15 protein-coding genes are annotated in these 15,157 nt (G+C 40.2%); 10 read left to right on the forward strand and 5 right to left on the reverse strand.

All coding sequences use genetic code 11. The features are described 5' to 3' along the window. Positions 1–98 precede the first annotated feature (98 nt). From PUND_RS10745 to PUND_RS10760, 4 genes are read left to right on the forward strand one after another with little or no spacing between them, the layout of a single operon-like run. Complete coding sequence (locus tag PUND_RS10745; RefSeq protein ID WP_010389750.1) at positions 99–1,463, forward strand: COG3014 family protein; 1,365 nt, start codon at positions 99–101, stop codon at positions 1,461–1,463. A gap of 8 nt (positions 1,464–1,471) precedes the next feature. Next, complete coding sequence (locus PUND_RS10750; RefSeq protein ID WP_010389749.1) at positions 1,472–1,897, forward strand: YcfL family putative periplasmic lipoprotein; 426 nt, start codon at positions 1,472–1,474, stop codon at positions 1,895–1,897. Between the two features lie 11 nt (positions 1,898–1,908). Next, positions 1,909–2,526 (forward strand): penicillin-binding protein activator LpoB, encoded by a 618-nt coding sequence (lpoB, locus tag PUND_RS10755; protein WP_010389748.1) that lies wholly within the window; start codon positions 1,909–1,911, stop codon positions 2,524–2,526. A 15-nt stretch (positions 2,527–2,541) separates the two neighbouring features. Beyond that, positions 2,542–3,009, forward strand: a complete 468-nt coding sequence (locus PUND_RS10760) for an outer membrane lipoprotein (protein ID WP_010389747.1) — start codon at positions 2,542–2,544, stop codon at positions 3,007–3,009. A gap of 81 nt (positions 3,010–3,090) precedes the next feature. Here the strand turns inward: PUND_RS10760 and PUND_RS10765 are convergent, their stop codons facing one another. After that, complete coding sequence (locus tag PUND_RS10765; protein ID WP_008110031.1) at positions 3,091–3,537, reverse strand: DUF4826 family protein; 447 nt, start codon at positions 3,535–3,537, stop codon at positions 3,091–3,093. Between the two features lie 121 nt (positions 3,538–3,658). Next, positions 3,659–5,053, reverse strand: coding sequence for a M28 family peptidase (locus tag PUND_RS10770; protein ID WP_010389746.1), 1,395 nt, complete (start codon positions 5,051–5,053; stop codon positions 3,659–3,661). Between the two features lie 258 nt (positions 5,054–5,311). On the opposite strand from PUND_RS10770, the gene PUND_RS10775 reads away from it, so the two are divergent. From PUND_RS10775 to yddG, 3 genes are all read left to right on the forward strand, one after another. After that, entirely contained in the window at positions 5,312–5,767 is a 456-nt protein-coding gene (locus PUND_RS10775) for a phosphate-starvation-inducible PsiE family protein (RefSeq protein ID WP_008110035.1), read from the forward strand. A 109-nt stretch (positions 5,768–5,876) separates the two neighbouring features. Continuing rightward, positions 5,877–7,724 (forward strand): ABC transporter ATP-binding protein, encoded by a 1,848-nt coding sequence (locus tag PUND_RS10780; protein ID WP_010389745.1) that lies wholly within the window; start codon positions 5,877–5,879, stop codon positions 7,722–7,724. 183 nt (positions 7,725–7,907) lie between these two features. Continuing rightward, the gene (yddG, locus tag PUND_RS10785; RefSeq protein ID WP_010389744.1) at positions 7,908–8,810 is read left to right on the forward strand and encodes an aromatic amino acid DMT transporter YddG; all 903 of its coding nucleotides are present in this window, start codon (positions 7,908–7,910) and stop codon (positions 8,808–8,810) included. A gap of 52 nt (positions 8,811–8,862) precedes the next feature. Here the strand turns inward: yddG and PUND_RS10790 are convergent, their stop codons facing one another. Beyond that, positions 8,863–9,282 (reverse strand): MAPEG family protein, encoded by a 420-nt coding sequence (locus PUND_RS10790; protein ID WP_010389742.1) that lies wholly within the window; start codon positions 9,280–9,282, stop codon positions 8,863–8,865. 267 nt (positions 9,283–9,549) lie between these two features. Here PUND_RS10790 and PUND_RS10795 point away from each other — a divergent pair, with 267 nt between their 5' ends. Continuing rightward, positions 9,550–10,713 (forward strand): DUF3103 family protein, encoded by a 1,164-nt coding sequence (locus PUND_RS10795; protein WP_010389741.1) that lies wholly within the window; start codon positions 9,550–9,552, stop codon positions 10,711–10,713. Positions 10,714–10,765: 52 nt separating this feature from the next. On the opposite strand, the gene PUND_RS10800 is transcribed toward PUND_RS10795, so the two are convergent. Then, positions 10,766–11,815: an endonuclease/exonuclease/phosphatase family protein gene (locus PUND_RS10800; protein ID WP_041709027.1), complete on the reverse strand. Its 1,050-nt coding sequence runs from the start codon at positions 11,813–11,815 to the stop codon at positions 10,766–10,768. Positions 11,816–12,236: 421 nt separating this feature from the next. On the opposite strand from PUND_RS10800, the gene PUND_RS10805 reads away from it, so the two are divergent. Then, positions 12,237–13,436, forward strand: a complete 1,200-nt coding sequence (locus PUND_RS10805) for an Nramp family divalent metal transporter (protein ID WP_010389739.1) — start codon at positions 12,237–12,239, stop codon at positions 13,434–13,436. An 81-nt stretch (positions 13,437–13,517) separates the two neighbouring features. Here the strand turns inward: PUND_RS10805 and PUND_RS10810 are convergent, their stop codons facing one another. After that, positions 13,518–13,979 (reverse strand): hypothetical protein, encoded by a 462-nt coding sequence (locus PUND_RS10810; RefSeq protein ID WP_010389738.1) that lies wholly within the window; start codon positions 13,977–13,979, stop codon positions 13,518–13,520. Between PUND_RS10810 and PUND_RS10815 the strand changes: the two genes are divergently transcribed. Further along, positions 13,964–15,145 carry a PQQ-dependent sugar dehydrogenase gene (locus PUND_RS10815; protein WP_010389737.1) on the forward strand — a complete coding sequence of 394 codons (1,182 nt, stop codon included), beginning with the start codon at positions 13,964–13,966 and terminating at the stop codon, positions 15,143–15,145. The genes PUND_RS10810 and PUND_RS10815 overlap by 16 nt on opposite strands. Positions 15,146–15,157: the final 12 nt, after the last annotated feature.

Raw genomic sequence — 15,157 nt, forward strand, 5'->3', positions numbered from 1 at the left:
AAAGCTTCAATGTTTATACACTACGCTTTTTTACAATCTTTCACACCTACATTTATAAGCCATGTGTTAACCTTATAAAATAGATAAAAGGAGTGCGTGTGCGTCACATTTTAATTTTCAGTTTTTGCTTTATTGTAAGTGGTTGCAGCACTATTGGCTTTAACGACTTGTTTAATGATTATGCCACAAACACCACCCCTGTTAGGCAAGCTATTAGCAATAATAATATTGAAAATGCACGCACCCTTATAAAAACCAACAGTAAAGCCCACAGTAATTATTTACTGAACCAATTAGAGCAAGGGCGTATTGCTGATTTAGCTAATAATCCAGATAGTTCGCAAACATATTTTGAAACTGTCTACCAACAGATGCAAGCAAAGCGCCAAGCAGCCAAAATACAAGTAAGTGCAGGGCTTGAACAAAGTAATGCGCTGTTAACTAACGATTCAGCAATAGGTTATATCCCACCAGCCTACGAAATGAGTATGTTGCATAGCTACAAAGCACTTAATTATGTTTATAAACGCGATATTGAGAGCGCGTTAGTTGAAATACGCCGTGCCAATAAAGTACAAGTTGATGCACTACTCGATAATCAAAGCGAGTTTGATAATGCCGTTGCTCAAGCACAGCAACACTATCCAGGCATGGATAATTTAACTCGCTCGGTAAAAAATGGCTTTCAAAATGCGTACACGTTTTACTTATCAGGGTTGTTATATGAAACGGCAAAGCAAGGCGATGATGCCTACATAGACTATAAAAAAGCACTCGAAATACAACCTAATAATCAGTATTTACAGCAAGATATATTGCGCCTTGCTAAGCAGCAAGGCTTTGCGGATGACTACAAACAATTTAAGCGACAGTTTGGTGAAGTAAACACCATAGATAAAAATCAAGGCGAAGTGGTTATATTATTTGAACAAGGCCTAATACCAAAACAGCACGAGTTTAAATTGCGATTGCCTATTTATACTTCGCAGGGGGATGCCCGCTTTTATAGCTTAGCAATGCCCGTTTATATAAATAACGCCTACAGCAGCGCCGTGAATAATATAAAAGTTAATAACCAAGTATTAGCATTAAGTCCGTTAGTGCATTTAGAGGCACTGGCCGCTAAAACGTTAGAGCAGCAAGTAGCTGGGCGTGTTTCAAGGCAAATATTACGTCTTGTCGCTAAAGAAAAAATGCGTGCAGAGCTTGCGCGCAGTGCCGGTGATGTGGGGAACATTTTGGCAAATTTGTATAATCTTGCATCTGAGCAAGCAGATACGCGTAGTTGGCTTACCCTGCCTAATCAGATCAGCCTTGCCCGCAGCGCCGTAAAAGCAGGCGAACATACTCTAAACGTTGGCTCGCAACCGCCAATAAATTTTACCGTTAGTAAGCAAGGGTTAACGTTAATCTACCTAACCTCTGTTAATAACTATTTTAACTCCCATGTAGTGCAACTTTAGGAGCCATCATGAAATACATACTTCCCGTTATTGCGTTAATTATGCTCAGCGCGTGTAGCAGCCGACCTGTAACCTCAGGTATTGGGGTTGAGCAAACTGCCAACGCTTACAAAGAGCAGCTCAATGTTAATAATCCACAATTAGCTAAAAAGCTTTTAATAAGTGATGTAAAAACGCGTCAAACAAATAACCTTACCGACGTGGTAGTTACTTTAGCGAGTACCTATAAAAAATCGCAATACTTACAGTATCAATTTAACTGGTTTGATAAAGATGGCTTTGTTATTAAAGGCAACCACTCACCGTGGCAAGCCCTAACATTATTTGGCTTTGCTAAAACTCAGCTTGCAGGACTAGCACCTAGCTCTAATGCCGTTACCTTCTCATTAGCTGTAAGAGAAGTTTCAACCGACGCACAAGAATTTAAAGATTAAAGGAAATCATGATGATCAATAAACAATTTAAATCACTGTCTAGTTATGCAATTTTAGGCTTAGCGGCACTGACACTTGCAGGCTGTGCCAACAAAGCTGTTGTCAGCTATGGTGATGCCCAAGCCGTAGAAACCACAGATATAAACTTTGGCTCTACTGACTTACAAAAAGTTGCCTCGCAAATGACCGACTCTCTGCTTAGTTCGCCTGTGGTTGGTACTATGACCGCCAATACACGCCCTGTGGTATTTGTAGAGCGTATTAAAAATAAAACCAGTGAACACATAGATACAGAATCAATCACCGACTCAATCTCTACTCAATTACTGCGTAGCGGCAAATTTAGATTTGTTGATATGACCCGTGTAGAGGCGGTTCGTGAGCAAATTACATTTCAAAACGAAGACGCCTTAGTCAACCCAAGTACTGCGGTGGCTTTTGGTAAGCAAATTGGTGCGCAATATATGCTGTACGGTAACCTATCAAGCATTGTTAAATCTAATGCAGATAAAGCCGATGTGTACTACAAATTTACAATGCGTTTAATGGATATGCAAAGCGGTCTTGTTGAATGGGCTGACGAAACTGAAATTCGTAAGACGCGTGAAAAATCAACGTTTGGTTGGTAATAACAGGAGCGAATTATGAAAACGCTTAGCTTAATTTTATGCGCTTTATTAGTAGTAAGTGCCCCAACGTTTGCCAAGTACGAACGAAATAAAGCCGTTCCTGTACAGCAAGTACTATTTGGTAAAGTAAAGTCGGTGCGCACTATTACTGAGCAACAACTAGTACAAGACAAAAGTAACGGCTGGAAAACCTTTGGCGGTGCCTTACTAGGCGGTGTTATTGGTAACCAGTTTGGCGGCGGCAGTGGTCGTACTGTAGCGACTATTTTAGGATCGGTGATTGGTGGTAACGTTGCTCATAATCAGCAGCAAACACAGCGCTATGAAAACACACAGCTCGTTGAATTACTGATACAAGTAGAAAGTGGTGAGCAATTTATGGTGGTACAAGACAACGATCCCGCTATGCGTTTTCACCAAGGGGATAATGTTCGCCTTATTTACTTAACTAATAACACGGTGCGAGTAGATAGCGCGTATTAATATTCTTTTGACGGCATAGCTGAAAAAAAACCTAACTTAGGTAACTAAGTTAGGTTTTTTTAAAAGCTAATTACGCTTATTTTAAGCTGGTTCTTTTGCCCAAAGCTGCTCATTTTCATGCATTTCATATAAGCCATGAGCACGGTTAATCAGTAAGTTTGCAAAGTCGGCTTGGGTTTTATCTCGTGCACCCGCTGTAATAATTTGGTCGGCCTTTAACTGCCACTGCAATGAAAAATAACGCATGGCATCACGTGCATCTTTTGCTGCAGACGCTTCAGCGTGATCTGTTGGTAAACGACCGGTGATCACCCAGTAGCTTTTACCGTTTTGCGCTTTAAATTTCCAAAGCGCGCATAAAGGCGCTAAAAAACGGCTTTCTTTTTCAAGCAAGGTTTTAGGCATAATGCCTTTTTCAGCTAAATGTTTTTGCGCATTTTGAAAACATTCGCGCTGCCATTGAATTTCTTGTTGCTGAAGTTCAGCTTGCTGCTCTGGTGTTAATGGTTTTTGTTCTTGTTGCTGCATTTTAATAACCTTTTTACTTCTTTGTTTACACTTTAAGGGCATAACAAATAAGGCGCAAGCATAAATAGCGTGCTTAACACCTTATTCGCAGCTGTTTGCTGGGTTTTTAAGCAAAGTACACTTACTTTTTGTTGTGATCAAACGAACCCACAGCACCTGGGAATACCACTGGCGACTCAATACCCTGTTTATTCACGCTAGCAACTCCAAAATAGTAATTATCAATAACCACATTTTTTAGGGTAAATTCACTGACCTTATCAACCCATTGACTGTATTGCCATTGTGGTTCACTAGTATAGCGCCAGTATATACGATAGCCTGCTACATTTTTATCCTCTGTTGGCTGCCAAGAAAGTGTGGTACTGGCGCGTACGGCACCACTAATTTTCACCTCTTTTGGTGGCGCAGGGGCCCACGCCATTGACGCAAGGCTTACCGCATTTAATGAGGTAAGTTTTGCGGCGTAATCAAAATCCACCCCATCAATAGTATCACCGTACACTACCCCATTTTCGGTGCGCAGGTCTTGATGTTGGCGATCATAATGCTCGTTGGTTTCCATAATGCGCACAGCCGCAAAACCCGCATCATTAAACGGACGATGATGCCCGCCTCGTGCAAAACGGTCGAGCCTATATACCAGCATGGTATCTAAGTTCTCAATGTATTTATCAGCAATGGTGTCTATGTAACGCGCTAAATTACGGCTCGCTGAGTCAACTTCGCCGCCAGTAAAACGACGTGTACGGGCTTGTTCTTTAGTTTCAACTACACGCGTACCTTCAGAAAAAATACGTGCAGTAGTGTTATCGGTGACGCCATTAATGCCGGTGATGTTACCAATCATGTCGTTATTTAAAACACCATGAACCTGCCAATTATTTTTTTGTGCGTAAGCAGTTAAAATTTTACCGCCAAATAAACCTTGCTCTTCACCTGAGAGTGCTGCATATACCACTGAGCCATTAAATGTATATTGCGATAACACCCGTGCCGCTTCAATCACACCGGCAACCCCTGATGCATTATCGTTTGCCCCAGGTGAATCGCTAGTAAAATCCATAACATCACTAACGCGTGAGTCTATATCTCCCGACATCATCACCATACGGTTAGGATCGGTGTTACCGCGCTGAATCGCAATTATGTTAACCACTTCCACGGGTTCAGGAATGCGCTTTTCACCCGAGATGGTTTGTTTTACTTCTAGTATCTCTAAACAGCCACCACACTGTGCCGAAATTGCTTCAAATTCTTTTTTTATCCAGCGTCTTGCCGCGCCAATACCACGGGTATCCGATTTAGTTTCAGATAAAGTATGGCGGGTACCAAAATCCACTAACGTTTGAATATCATCTCCAATACGCTGCGCTGAAATTTGATCTGCAATATTGTGCAATGATGCTTGTTGTGTGGTTTGTGCCGCCACACTATAAAATGACGCGCTACAAACAGATGCAACCGCACTATACTTAATAATCCGAGTAACTAACTTTAAAGGTGAAATTGACATAGCAGTTTAATCCTTATTGTTGATGTTTTTAAAATGACAGCTCTGCAGGTATACAGCAATGCATTTGAGATAGACGTTAAAAACCTCAGGTTAAATTACATTTAATTAACACGCTTAGTTTAGGTATCGCTTGCTCAGTTTCTAGTTTAATAAAAATAATCACTTATGCTGTTTTGTACGTATATTAAAGAGAGAAACACGATTAATCAGCTATCATTTTATATACCCAGTTTAAAAATAATAAGGTGCTGTAAAAATATGAAGAAACACGAAGAATTACCAGAGGATCATGTTGACCCGCTTATGCAGTATTTACATCATGCGATTCGCTTTGCTATTAAAATATTAGCGGTGCTCATGGTGCTAGTTATTTTTTGGAGTATTGCTGATGTAGTATATGTTTTATATATGCGATTGAGCTCTCCCCCTTATTTTTTATTAAACATTGAAGACATTCTGCAAACCTTTGGTGCTTTTATGGTGGTGCTTATTGCGGTAGAAATATTTACCAATATTCGTTTATATTTAGGCTCAAGTTCACTGCCTGTTGAGCTGGTCATTGCCACCGCACTAATGGCTGTGGCGCGTAAAATTATTGTTTTAGATTTAAAATTAGTGACCTCAGAACAAATTATTGGCCTTGCATTAGTGACTTTAGCCTTAGGTATATCTTACTGGCTGGTAAAAAATAAAACCGGTCATACAAAACTGTAAATCGTTAACTTAACTTAAGATAACAGCTAAATACCTCATTCCCACTGCGCCTTTGCGCTTTACAATGGTATAGTGGGATACCTCTATAAATACTTAATAAGCTTCTAATATGTATCGATTATTTGAACGGATGACTAAACCGTTCCCGGAGCGTACTCCGTCTCAGCCTCCTAATACCTTATTTGCATTTTGCCGCCATTACACCAAAGGCATGGAACTGTCGTTAGTCCTTATGTCGCTCAGTGCCGCATTATTAGCTATTTTAGAAGTGTCTTTATTTAGTTACATGGGACAGCTGGTTGACTGGCTTGGCGAGTACACCCCTGAAGAACTTTTTTCGCAGCAACAATCCGAATTAATAAAAATGGGGTTAATGCTTTTGGTTGTGATGCCTGTGGTAGTCTTTTTTAGGTCAGCTATTTTACATCAAGCACTGTTGGGCAACTATCCGATGTCGATACGTTGGTTAGCGCACCGTTATTTATTACGCCAAAGTGTCAGCTTTTATCAAAATGAATTTGCCGGGCGAATAGCCACTAAAGTGTTACAAACCTCATTAGCTGTGCGTGAGTCAGTCACTAAGTTACTTGATGTATTGATGTACATTGCCGTTTATTTTGGCTCAATGGTGTTTTTAGTAGCCGCCTCAGATTGGCGCTTAATGCTGCCATTATTAGTGTGGTTAGCATTATATATTTGCGTGCAAATTTACTTTGTACCACGGTTAAAAAGCATTGCTAGCTCACAAGCTGATGCACGCTCAGAAATGACCGGCCGTATTGTTGACAGCTACACCAATATTTCAACCATTAAGCTGTTTTCTTATACTCAACGCGAAGAGCAATATGCTAAACAAAGCATGGATGTATTTTTACAGCCTGTATATAAACAAATGCGTTTGGTAACCAGCCTTAACGTGGTTATTCAAAGCTTGAACTATTTACTGGTATTTTCGGTGGCAGCAGTGTCTTTGTATTTATGGTCGTTAAGTGCCATTAGTGCGGGGGCTATTGCAGTAGCATTGAGTTTGTCGTTAAGGCTTAATGGTATGGCCCAATGGATCATGTGGGAAATTAGCAGCTTATTTGAAAACATTGGTACCGTAGCCGATGGCATGCGCACCCTTTCAAACCCGATTGCGGTTGATGACAAGCCAAAAGCCGATAGTTTAAAAGTAACTCAAGGTTCAATCGACTTTAACAATGTACACTTTAATTATGGTAAAGCCGCTAATGAAAATAACCGAGGTCCTGTAATTAACGGTTTAAACTTAAATATTAAACCGGGCGAAAAAATTGGCTTAGTGGGTCGCTCTGGCGCGGGTAAATCCACATTAGTTAACTTGTTGCTACGTTTTTACGATACAGACAAAGGCTGTATTAGTATTGATGGCCAAAATATAACTGATGTAAGCCAAGAAAGCCTTCGCCGCTATATCGCTATGGTCACCCAAGACACCTCACTACTGCACCGCTCAGTAAAAGACAACATCTTATACGGCAGACCTGATGCAACCGAAGCGGAAATGCTCGATGCGACCAAACAAGCCAAAGCGCTCGATTTTATAAACGATTTAGAAGACAGCAAAGGCAATAAAGGCTTTGATGCACAAGTGGGCGAACGAGGGGTAACCCTCTCGGGCGGGCAACGCCAGCGGATTGCTATTGCTCGGGTGTTACTCAAAAACGCGCCTATTCTTATACTTGATGAGGCCACCAGCGCTTTAGACTCAGAGGTAGAAGCAGCTATTCAAGCCAGCTTAGATGATTTAATGACAGGCAAAACGGTCATTGCTATTGCACACCGATTATCAACCATTGCACAAATGGACAGGCTTATTGTGCTTGATGAAGGTGGCGTTGTAGAGCAAGGCAGTCACGATGAGTTAATTGCCCAAGGCGGCATTTACGCTGCACTGTGGGCACATCAAACCGGCGGCTTTATTGGTATTGAATAAAAAAACCATCTCAGAGTAGGTCATCATTTGGCCTGCTCTTGTTTACTAAAATTTAACTTTATTATTGATTTTAAACGCTATTTATAGCCTTTTAGTCGAATTTTATAGCCCACCTCTTGCCTCACTGTTTTTATAATGTCACATTCGCGACTGACTTTTTTATCATTCATCAGGCAATTCACCATGTCTTTATTAAGCAAACATAAATACACCCTTTATGGAGTGCTCGCTATTTTACTTTGGAGCAGTTTAACTGCCTTTATTCGTGATTTATCAGAATTATTTAGCCCAATTGGCGGTGCCGCTTTAATTTATAGCGTCAGTGCGATTTTTTTAATGTTAGTCATGGGTGTACCAAAGCTAAGCAATTATCCAAAACGCTATTTAGTCTTTGGTGGCAGCTTATTTGTTATTTACGAAATATGTTTAGCTTTATCCCTCGGCTTTGCAAATAGTCGCCAGCAAGCGTTGGAAATGGCGATTATTAACTACCTTTGGCCAGCGTTAACCATTTTATTATCGATTATTGTTAACCGTACTAAAGTAAGCATATTAGTATACCCGAGCATATTGATTGCGTTTTTAGGCGTTGCATGGTGCATTGCAGGTAATAGTGGTTTATCTGTAGGAGTATTAACCGCTAATATTAGTGACAATCCATTACCCTACTCCATGGCGTTCGCAGCGGCGTTTATTTGGGCTATATATTGCAGTGTAACGGTTAAACTTAGCGAGGGTAAAAATGCCATTAGTGTATTTTTTGCAGCCACGGCAATCTCTTTATGGATAAGTTACAGATTGAGTAATGAACCCAGCTTTGAGTTTAGCCTAGATTCTAGCTTTACCTTAATATTGGCAGGCGTGGTTATTGGTGGAGGTTACGCACTGTGGAACCAAGCAATAATTGGCGGTAACCTAGTGTTGTTAGGCACCTTGTCTTACTTTATCCCTGTGTTATCAACACTATTTGCTGCTATTTACTTATCAGTATCGCTCACCAGCGCATTCTGGCAAGGCGTTGTGTTAGTGACATTAGGCTCATTAATGTGTTTTATTGTGACCCGAAAAACAAAGCCAGCCCGATAAAATATGTAAGCGAAAAGCTAGAGGCTGTCTGCTTTTCGCTTTAATCATTTACTTAACTAGCTAATCGCAGCCCTAACAGCACTAACATCACAATGTTTGCTATCACACTGATTAAAAAGAAGTAACTACGCGGGCTGGGGTTTTTCTCGGTGGCAATTGCGTAATACAGTGCCATATGAATTAAACGTGCAATCACATATACCCAAATACATATTGCAAATACCGAGCTGTGATAATTCATCACAAAAGCAAATAAAACCGTTCCTATAAACAACGCGCTGTTTTCTAGGGTGTTATGAAAAGTACGATGCGCCCTAAATATAAAACTCTCATGAGATAGCTCTTTATCTATTTTTCCTGGCACTGCACCGGGTTGTTTAGCCTTACTAAACGTCGCCACGGCCCACTGAACTAACATCATAATTAAGTATAAATAAAATGCTACAAACGCAGAATGTGCAATATCGGTCATTGTTTTTTCCTTTGTGTTGTTATTAGAGTAATAGTTACAGCAACTATTAAGCCAAATTTAAACCACTGATATGTATATAAATTATTTTATAAAATATACATTTTTTGTAATAGATTCCTGCTTTATATAAAAATTACGGTGTTTATGTAATGTATATCAAACCGCAAGCCAAGATTAATACTAATTACGTATTTTATAAATTTAACTTGAGCATTTATTCTAATTATTGTTTTATAGTGTTACTAGAAACGGAACGGCGGAATTTGTATGAAAAATAAAATAACCAAATCTTTAGCTACAGCGGCATTATTGAACTTTATATCAGTACCTGCTTTTTCAGCTCAAGATCATATTGAAAATACAGAAAACTTGGTACAGCAAGCTCAATACAAAAACGTAGCAACTATTAAGCGTAATTTCGCAAAGCAAGTAGCGCTTAATTATCCAGTGTTGGATGCTGATTTAAAACAATCATTAAATAAATATAACTTAGTTTTAAATGCTGATCAGTTATCAACTGTAGCACGGCATACAAAGCGTAATATAAGTCAGGCAAATAGCGCCTTACAACAACTTAAAGGCTTACCAAACAATACAGGAAGCTTGTTACAAGTTCGCTTGGCAAGTGAGTCCATGCTTACTGATTGGCAACAAGGTGAAAGCCCTTTATTCGCATTTGCACCCGCTGGTGACGATAGCCAATGGAGCGAGATTGAAGCGTTCGATCAGTTTGGTGACATTCATTATCTGAGCGTTGACCAAATGCCAACCCAACCTGTTTTTATTGTGGAGTTAGATCAACAAAAAGTACAGGATGCGGGTATTGCAGTAATGAAAGGAATTTTGTCTGCTAACAAGTTCAGCAAAAACATGGTTAGCCCACAAAATCAATTAAGTAATGAGCAGCCATTACAAACTAGTGTGCTAAAAAAAATACATTTAGAGGATGATAAAGAGCCTTGGATTTCAGGAAAGGCAGAAGTTTATGCCATCGTAACGGGGATTAATCCTAGCAGAGATGAACCAATATTAGATATTGTTGATTTACCTTATTTAGATCATGACCAAACCACTTACAGCCCTAATCAGGTTTTAATTCATTGGCAACGTTATCGTTGGCAAGCGGTCGATTTGCTTTTAATGGAGCAAGATGACAACACTAATTATAAAACCTTAGCAATGAAATTATTAGAAATATCAGAGCAAGTAATGGCAAGTATCCCTGATTTACAAGCACAGGGCTATACTATTATTCCTAAACTTACTAATGAATTGCTTAAAGCAATGCCTGATGAATGGTTTACCAATAATGATGATTATGTTGATGTTTTTTACACGCTATTTGAAAACAAAGACTATCAAGAATATAAAGGGGCCAGCAGTAATGCTACTATTACCTTGTCACCTTTAGAGATTAACCCTCGTCAGTAAATAGCGACTCGCCACTGTTTGGCTTGGTAACTAAACAGTGGTGAGTTAATCATTACTCCCGCAGTTTAAGCGTGATACATACAACGCCGTGATCGGTACTTAAATCGTCGCGCTCAAACTCGGGGTTAATTAAATGACGATCATAAGTATGATAATCGCTTACTTCAAAAAAACTGTCGTCATAGCCAGAATCAAACTCACAAGACAACAAAATATAATCAAGTACTGAACTGCTTGCGCCAAAGTAATGTGTTGCTTTTCGTAGTGGTTTTAAGCCTTGATTATCTTTATCGATAACACCTTGTATTGACTCATTAGCTACTTCATTAGGCTCGCAGTCATCGTTTAACTTTGTAAATAACTGCCACGCATCGTTAAGACAATATTTTGCAAGGTAGGTTTTACTATCAAACGCAGGGGCAAAACGCAGTGTATTGGTTAGTAAATGGCTTAAAACGCCATCAGCTAGGTCGTTATTAAAATCTCCCATTAGTATCATAGGCTGTTGCGTGGCCTCACGACGGCTTATCATTTCTATCATCAGCAATGTTGCTTCACTACCGCGCTGAATAGTTGAGCCCCAGCCACCCGCTACATTCGCTTTTAAAATTTCAATAATGTTTTTTTCAGCTGTTAGCTCTTTATTAGTTTCATCAATCTCAATTAATGGCCGTTTAGATTTAAAATGCACCACATAGCAATCGGTATTACCGATATGCGGCAAATTTATTGTGGCTCTAAGAACTTTACGACTAAAGGCAAAATCTTCAGTTAAACCTAAAGTATTGGCAAGCTCATAGTCGTGTTTAACGCTCGCTACTTCAACGATGGGGTATTTTGCTGCTATTGCAACAACGGGGCGTTTATAAATAAAATCATCTATTACCTGTGGCTCATCCACCACAGCGAGGTGCGCATAACCTTGCTGCTTTACTAATTCTTTAAGCGACTCAATGCTAAACACTTCCTGAAAGCCAATTACATCGGGCTGATGCTCGGTTAAATAATCAATAATCCAGCGCTGTTTTTTTGCCCATTGCTCCGCGGTATATATCCGCTCAAACTCATAATAAGCATTAGGTGGCTCAAGATAATTAAACAGGTTAAATGTGGCTATTTTTAATGTTGAATTGGTTATCATCATCTCAGGGGATTGTTCTGAGTTATCAGTTAAAGGTGATGTATTACAGTCACTAATAATGGTCGCCTTTGAAAGTTTATATTGTGTGCTATTGTCAACATCATATAAGATTTTTGCTGAGTGCCAAAGCTTGATAACAACTAAAACCAATTAAATCGTTTAAATTTTAAGCAAACGAAACCTATCCCCTTTAAATTTATATACAAGTTGGTATGCTACGCGACCTTTTTTAACATATGGTTATCAAAAAAGGCAAAGCCAAGGGGCGGCTAATGCTGCAAGGCACTTAGTATAAGTGGCAGCAATATTACAGGCATCACGTTAAACAAACGTTAGGTGTAACTTTAAATAGCAATATAAAAAGCACTATTAGGGTCAAACTATGCGATTAGGACCAGGACTACTCGTCACCGCTGCCTTCATTGGACCAGGGACTATTACCACCGCGAGCGTAGCGGGTGCAAACTTTGGTTTTGCACTAATATGGACATTACTATTTTCAGTAATTGCCACCATATTATTACAATCTATGGCGGCGCGCCTAGGCGTAGCCACTGGGCAAGACTTAGCACAAGCACTAAGAGCCCATATTGAAACTCCCCTATTTAAATCTCTCGCTATATTTTTAGTGATCAGCGCCATTGGTGTTGGCAGTGCCGCCTACGAGGCTGGTAATTTAAGCGGTGCCAGCATGGGATTAATTGAAATATTCCCTCAGGTAAATGCCCAACTTTGGACGCCACTGATTGCATTTTTAAGTGCCATACTACTTTATAGCGGTAAACACAAAGTTGTTGAAAATGCGCTTATTTTACTAGTGATTTTAATGAGCCTAGTGTTTATCTCTACGCTTGTTATGGCGGCTCCCTCGCTCAGTGACGTATTAGCTGGTTTTATTCCTAGCATGCCTGAGGGCTCAGTCACCACAGTATTAGCATTGGTAGGTACGACCATAGTGCCATACAACTTATTTTTACACTCAGGGGTACTGGCTGCTCGCCATGACAGCGAGAGTGACAAACAAAAAGTAATTAAAGAAACCAATATAGATACGGGCGTGTCCATCACCCTAGGTGGTGTGATCACCTTAGCTATTTTATCAACCGCATCAGTGGCATTTTATGGCACCGATGCAGGGCAAATTAGCGCTGCCAATATGGCGGTGCAGCTTGAGCCATTACTTGGCGATGCCGCCCATTACTTTTTTGCTATTGGTTTATTTGCCGCAGGTTTAACCAGCGCAATAACTGCTCCTCTTGCGGGCGCTTACGCCGTATGTGGCATGTTAGGTTGGTCAAATAAAATGGATAACGTTCGCTTTAAAAGCGTTGCCATTGTTATTTTATTATTTGGTGCGGCGGTGGCTTCTCTGGGTTTAGACCCTGTCGCGGTGATAATTTTTGCCCAAGCTGCCAATGGCTTATTGCTGCCTATAGTCACCACTTACCTTGTGTGGTTAGTTAATCAAAAAGCAGTAATGGGTAAATACACTAACTCAGTATTGGTAAACCTACTTACTTTACCAGTGTTAGTACTTATTTTTGGCCTAAGTAGTTACAAGCTCTTTAGTTTGATTTTTTAATCCTACTCTGCGATTTATGAACACACAAAAGCCGCTGTATTAATAGCGGCTTTTTACATTGCATTGCAAACCAATACTCACTTAAAAACCGTGATGCTCTGTCTTTTGCTTATTTGCCTTAATGAGTTTTGCAAATACATAACCCCCTACTGCACCTGCACATAATTGCGCATAAAACCCCCAGCCTCTTGCACCCGCAATAATAGTAATATTCATAATAGATTCAATAGCAATTAACGCTGTTGCAAACGCTACAATACCCGCAGTTACAAATAATTGTATCCCCTGATTTTTAAGCTTTTTCGCGATAAACCAAGTCACAAAAAATGCGAGAGCAAGTGCAATCGCAATAATAGCGCCGTAAGTAGGTAGCAAGCCAAGCCAATCTTCAAGGGTTAAATTAACACGATCATTAAAGCCCACCACTACACCTACATTAACTAATTGATTGACAACGTATTGGCTATGAAACAAGCTAGCAAGAGTGAATGTAAGTAACCAAGAAACTAAAAATGAAGGGAGTGTACGTGTTAAAAACTGCATGGTTATCTCAACTTAAAATGAAACTTTTTCCTTACACTAGCAAAGGCTTGCAGGGTAAACAATCTCTACGTTGTATTACGCTACTCTCGCTTTTAACGTTTTCTTGTAACGTCAGTGCCGAATTACCAACACAGCAATATACTGCTAGTACCTTAGCAACAGATCTCAATTCACCATGGAGCATGGTTAAGCTCCCAAACAATACGTGGTTAGTTACAGAGCGTGATGGCCATGTTGTCATCATTAAAAACAACCAACAAAGCCGAGTTAAAATAAACTTCGAGGGCTTATACGTTGCAGGGCAAGGCGGTTTACTCGATATAGTACTTTCGCCAAATTACAGTGAATCAAAAGAAATAATATTCACTTATGCCCAAGGTGAGCTTGATGCAAACAGACTCGTTATTGCCAAAGCTAAGTTTGATGGCGAGCAGTTTTCAGTACCAAAAGTTATTTATAAAGTTGCCACCGATAAGGGCACACCGCAGCATTACTCTGGCCGGGCGCTTGTACTGCCCGATAATAGCTTACTGTTTTCAAGTGGTGATGGCTTTGACTACCGCGAGCAAGCACAAGTTATAACCAGCCAATTAGGTAAAGTGCTACGAATTAATTTAAATGGCACTATTCCAAGCGATAACCCGTTTATTAAACATGAAAACCCTACCGCGCATGCCATTTATTCACTCGGGCACCGTAACTTGCAAGGCTTGGTTTATGATTACGATACCAAGCAAATCATTAGCCACGAACACGGCCCCGCAGGCGGTGATGAGCTCAACTATTTAAAGGCTGGCACCAATTACGGCTGGCCAGTAATAACCAACGGTGATGACTACTCGCAAGCACGTATTTCGCCCTTTAGAGACTACCCAGGCATGGCTAAACCAACCGTAGATTGGACGCCCTCAATTGCGCCATCAGGCATGGCATATTATGGCTCTATGCATGCAGCCTTCCCTTCACTGCAACGCCACGTACTCATTACCACATTGGTCGATAAAAAGCTCTACAGCGTTAATTTAAAAAATGGTGAATTCACCCAGTCGCATATTTTTCCAGAAGCCACAGGCAGGCTCAGAGATGTGTTTGTTACTGCTGAAGGTAATATAGCGATATTAACGGATGGAAAAGAGGCAAGGTTAATGCTGGTAACGCCAAAGTGATATTCACTTAAA

Origin of the sequence: Pseudoalteromonas undina (assembly GCF_000238275.3) — a bacterium.
In the GTDB taxonomy this organism is placed as follows: Bacteria; Pseudomonadota; Gammaproteobacteria; order Enterobacterales; family Alteromonadaceae; genus Pseudoalteromonas; species Pseudoalteromonas undina.

Excerpts from the sequence above, each read along its gene's own strand:
- PUND_RS10765 (WP_008110031.1), bottom strand. The coding sequence starts at position 3,537 with ATGCAGCAACAAGAACAAAAACCATTAACACCAGAGCAGCAAGCTGAA.
- PUND_RS10795 (WP_010389741.1), top strand. The coding sequence starts at position 9,550 with ATGAAAAATAAAATAACCAAATCTTTAGCTACAGCGGCATTATTGAAC.
- PUND_RS10775 (WP_008110035.1), top strand. The coding sequence starts at position 5,312 with ATGAAGAAACACGAAGAATTACCAGAGGATCATGTTGACCCGCTTATG.
- PUND_RS10805 (WP_010389739.1), top strand. The coding sequence starts at position 12,237 with ATGCGATTAGGACCAGGACTACTCGTCACCGCTGCCTTCATTGGACCA.
- PUND_RS10750 (WP_010389749.1), top strand. The coding sequence starts at position 1,472 with ATGAAATACATACTTCCCGTTATTGCGTTAATTATGCTCAGCGCGTGT.
- lpoB (WP_010389748.1), top strand. The coding sequence starts at position 1,909 with ATGATCAATAAACAATTTAAATCACTGTCTAGTTATGCAATTTTAGGC.
- PUND_RS10770 (WP_010389746.1), bottom strand. The coding sequence starts at position 5,053 with ATGTCAATTTCACCTTTAAAGTTAGTTACTCGGATTATTAAGTATAGT.
- PUND_RS10810 (WP_010389738.1), bottom strand. The coding sequence starts at position 13,979 with ATGCAGTTTTTAACACGTACACTCCCTTCATTTTTAGTTTCTTGGTTA.
- PUND_RS10780 (WP_010389745.1), top strand. The coding sequence starts at position 5,877 with ATGTATCGATTATTTGAACGGATGACTAAACCGTTCCCGGAGCGTACT.
- yddG (WP_010389744.1), top strand. The coding sequence starts at position 7,908 with ATGTCTTTATTAAGCAAACATAAATACACCCTTTATGGAGTGCTCGCT.
- PUND_RS10760 (WP_010389747.1), top strand. The coding sequence starts at position 2,542 with ATGAAAACGCTTAGCTTAATTTTATGCGCTTTATTAGTAGTAAGTGCC.
- PUND_RS10790 (WP_010389742.1), bottom strand. The coding sequence starts at position 9,282 with ATGACCGATATTGCACATTCTGCGTTTGTAGCATTTTATTTATACTTA.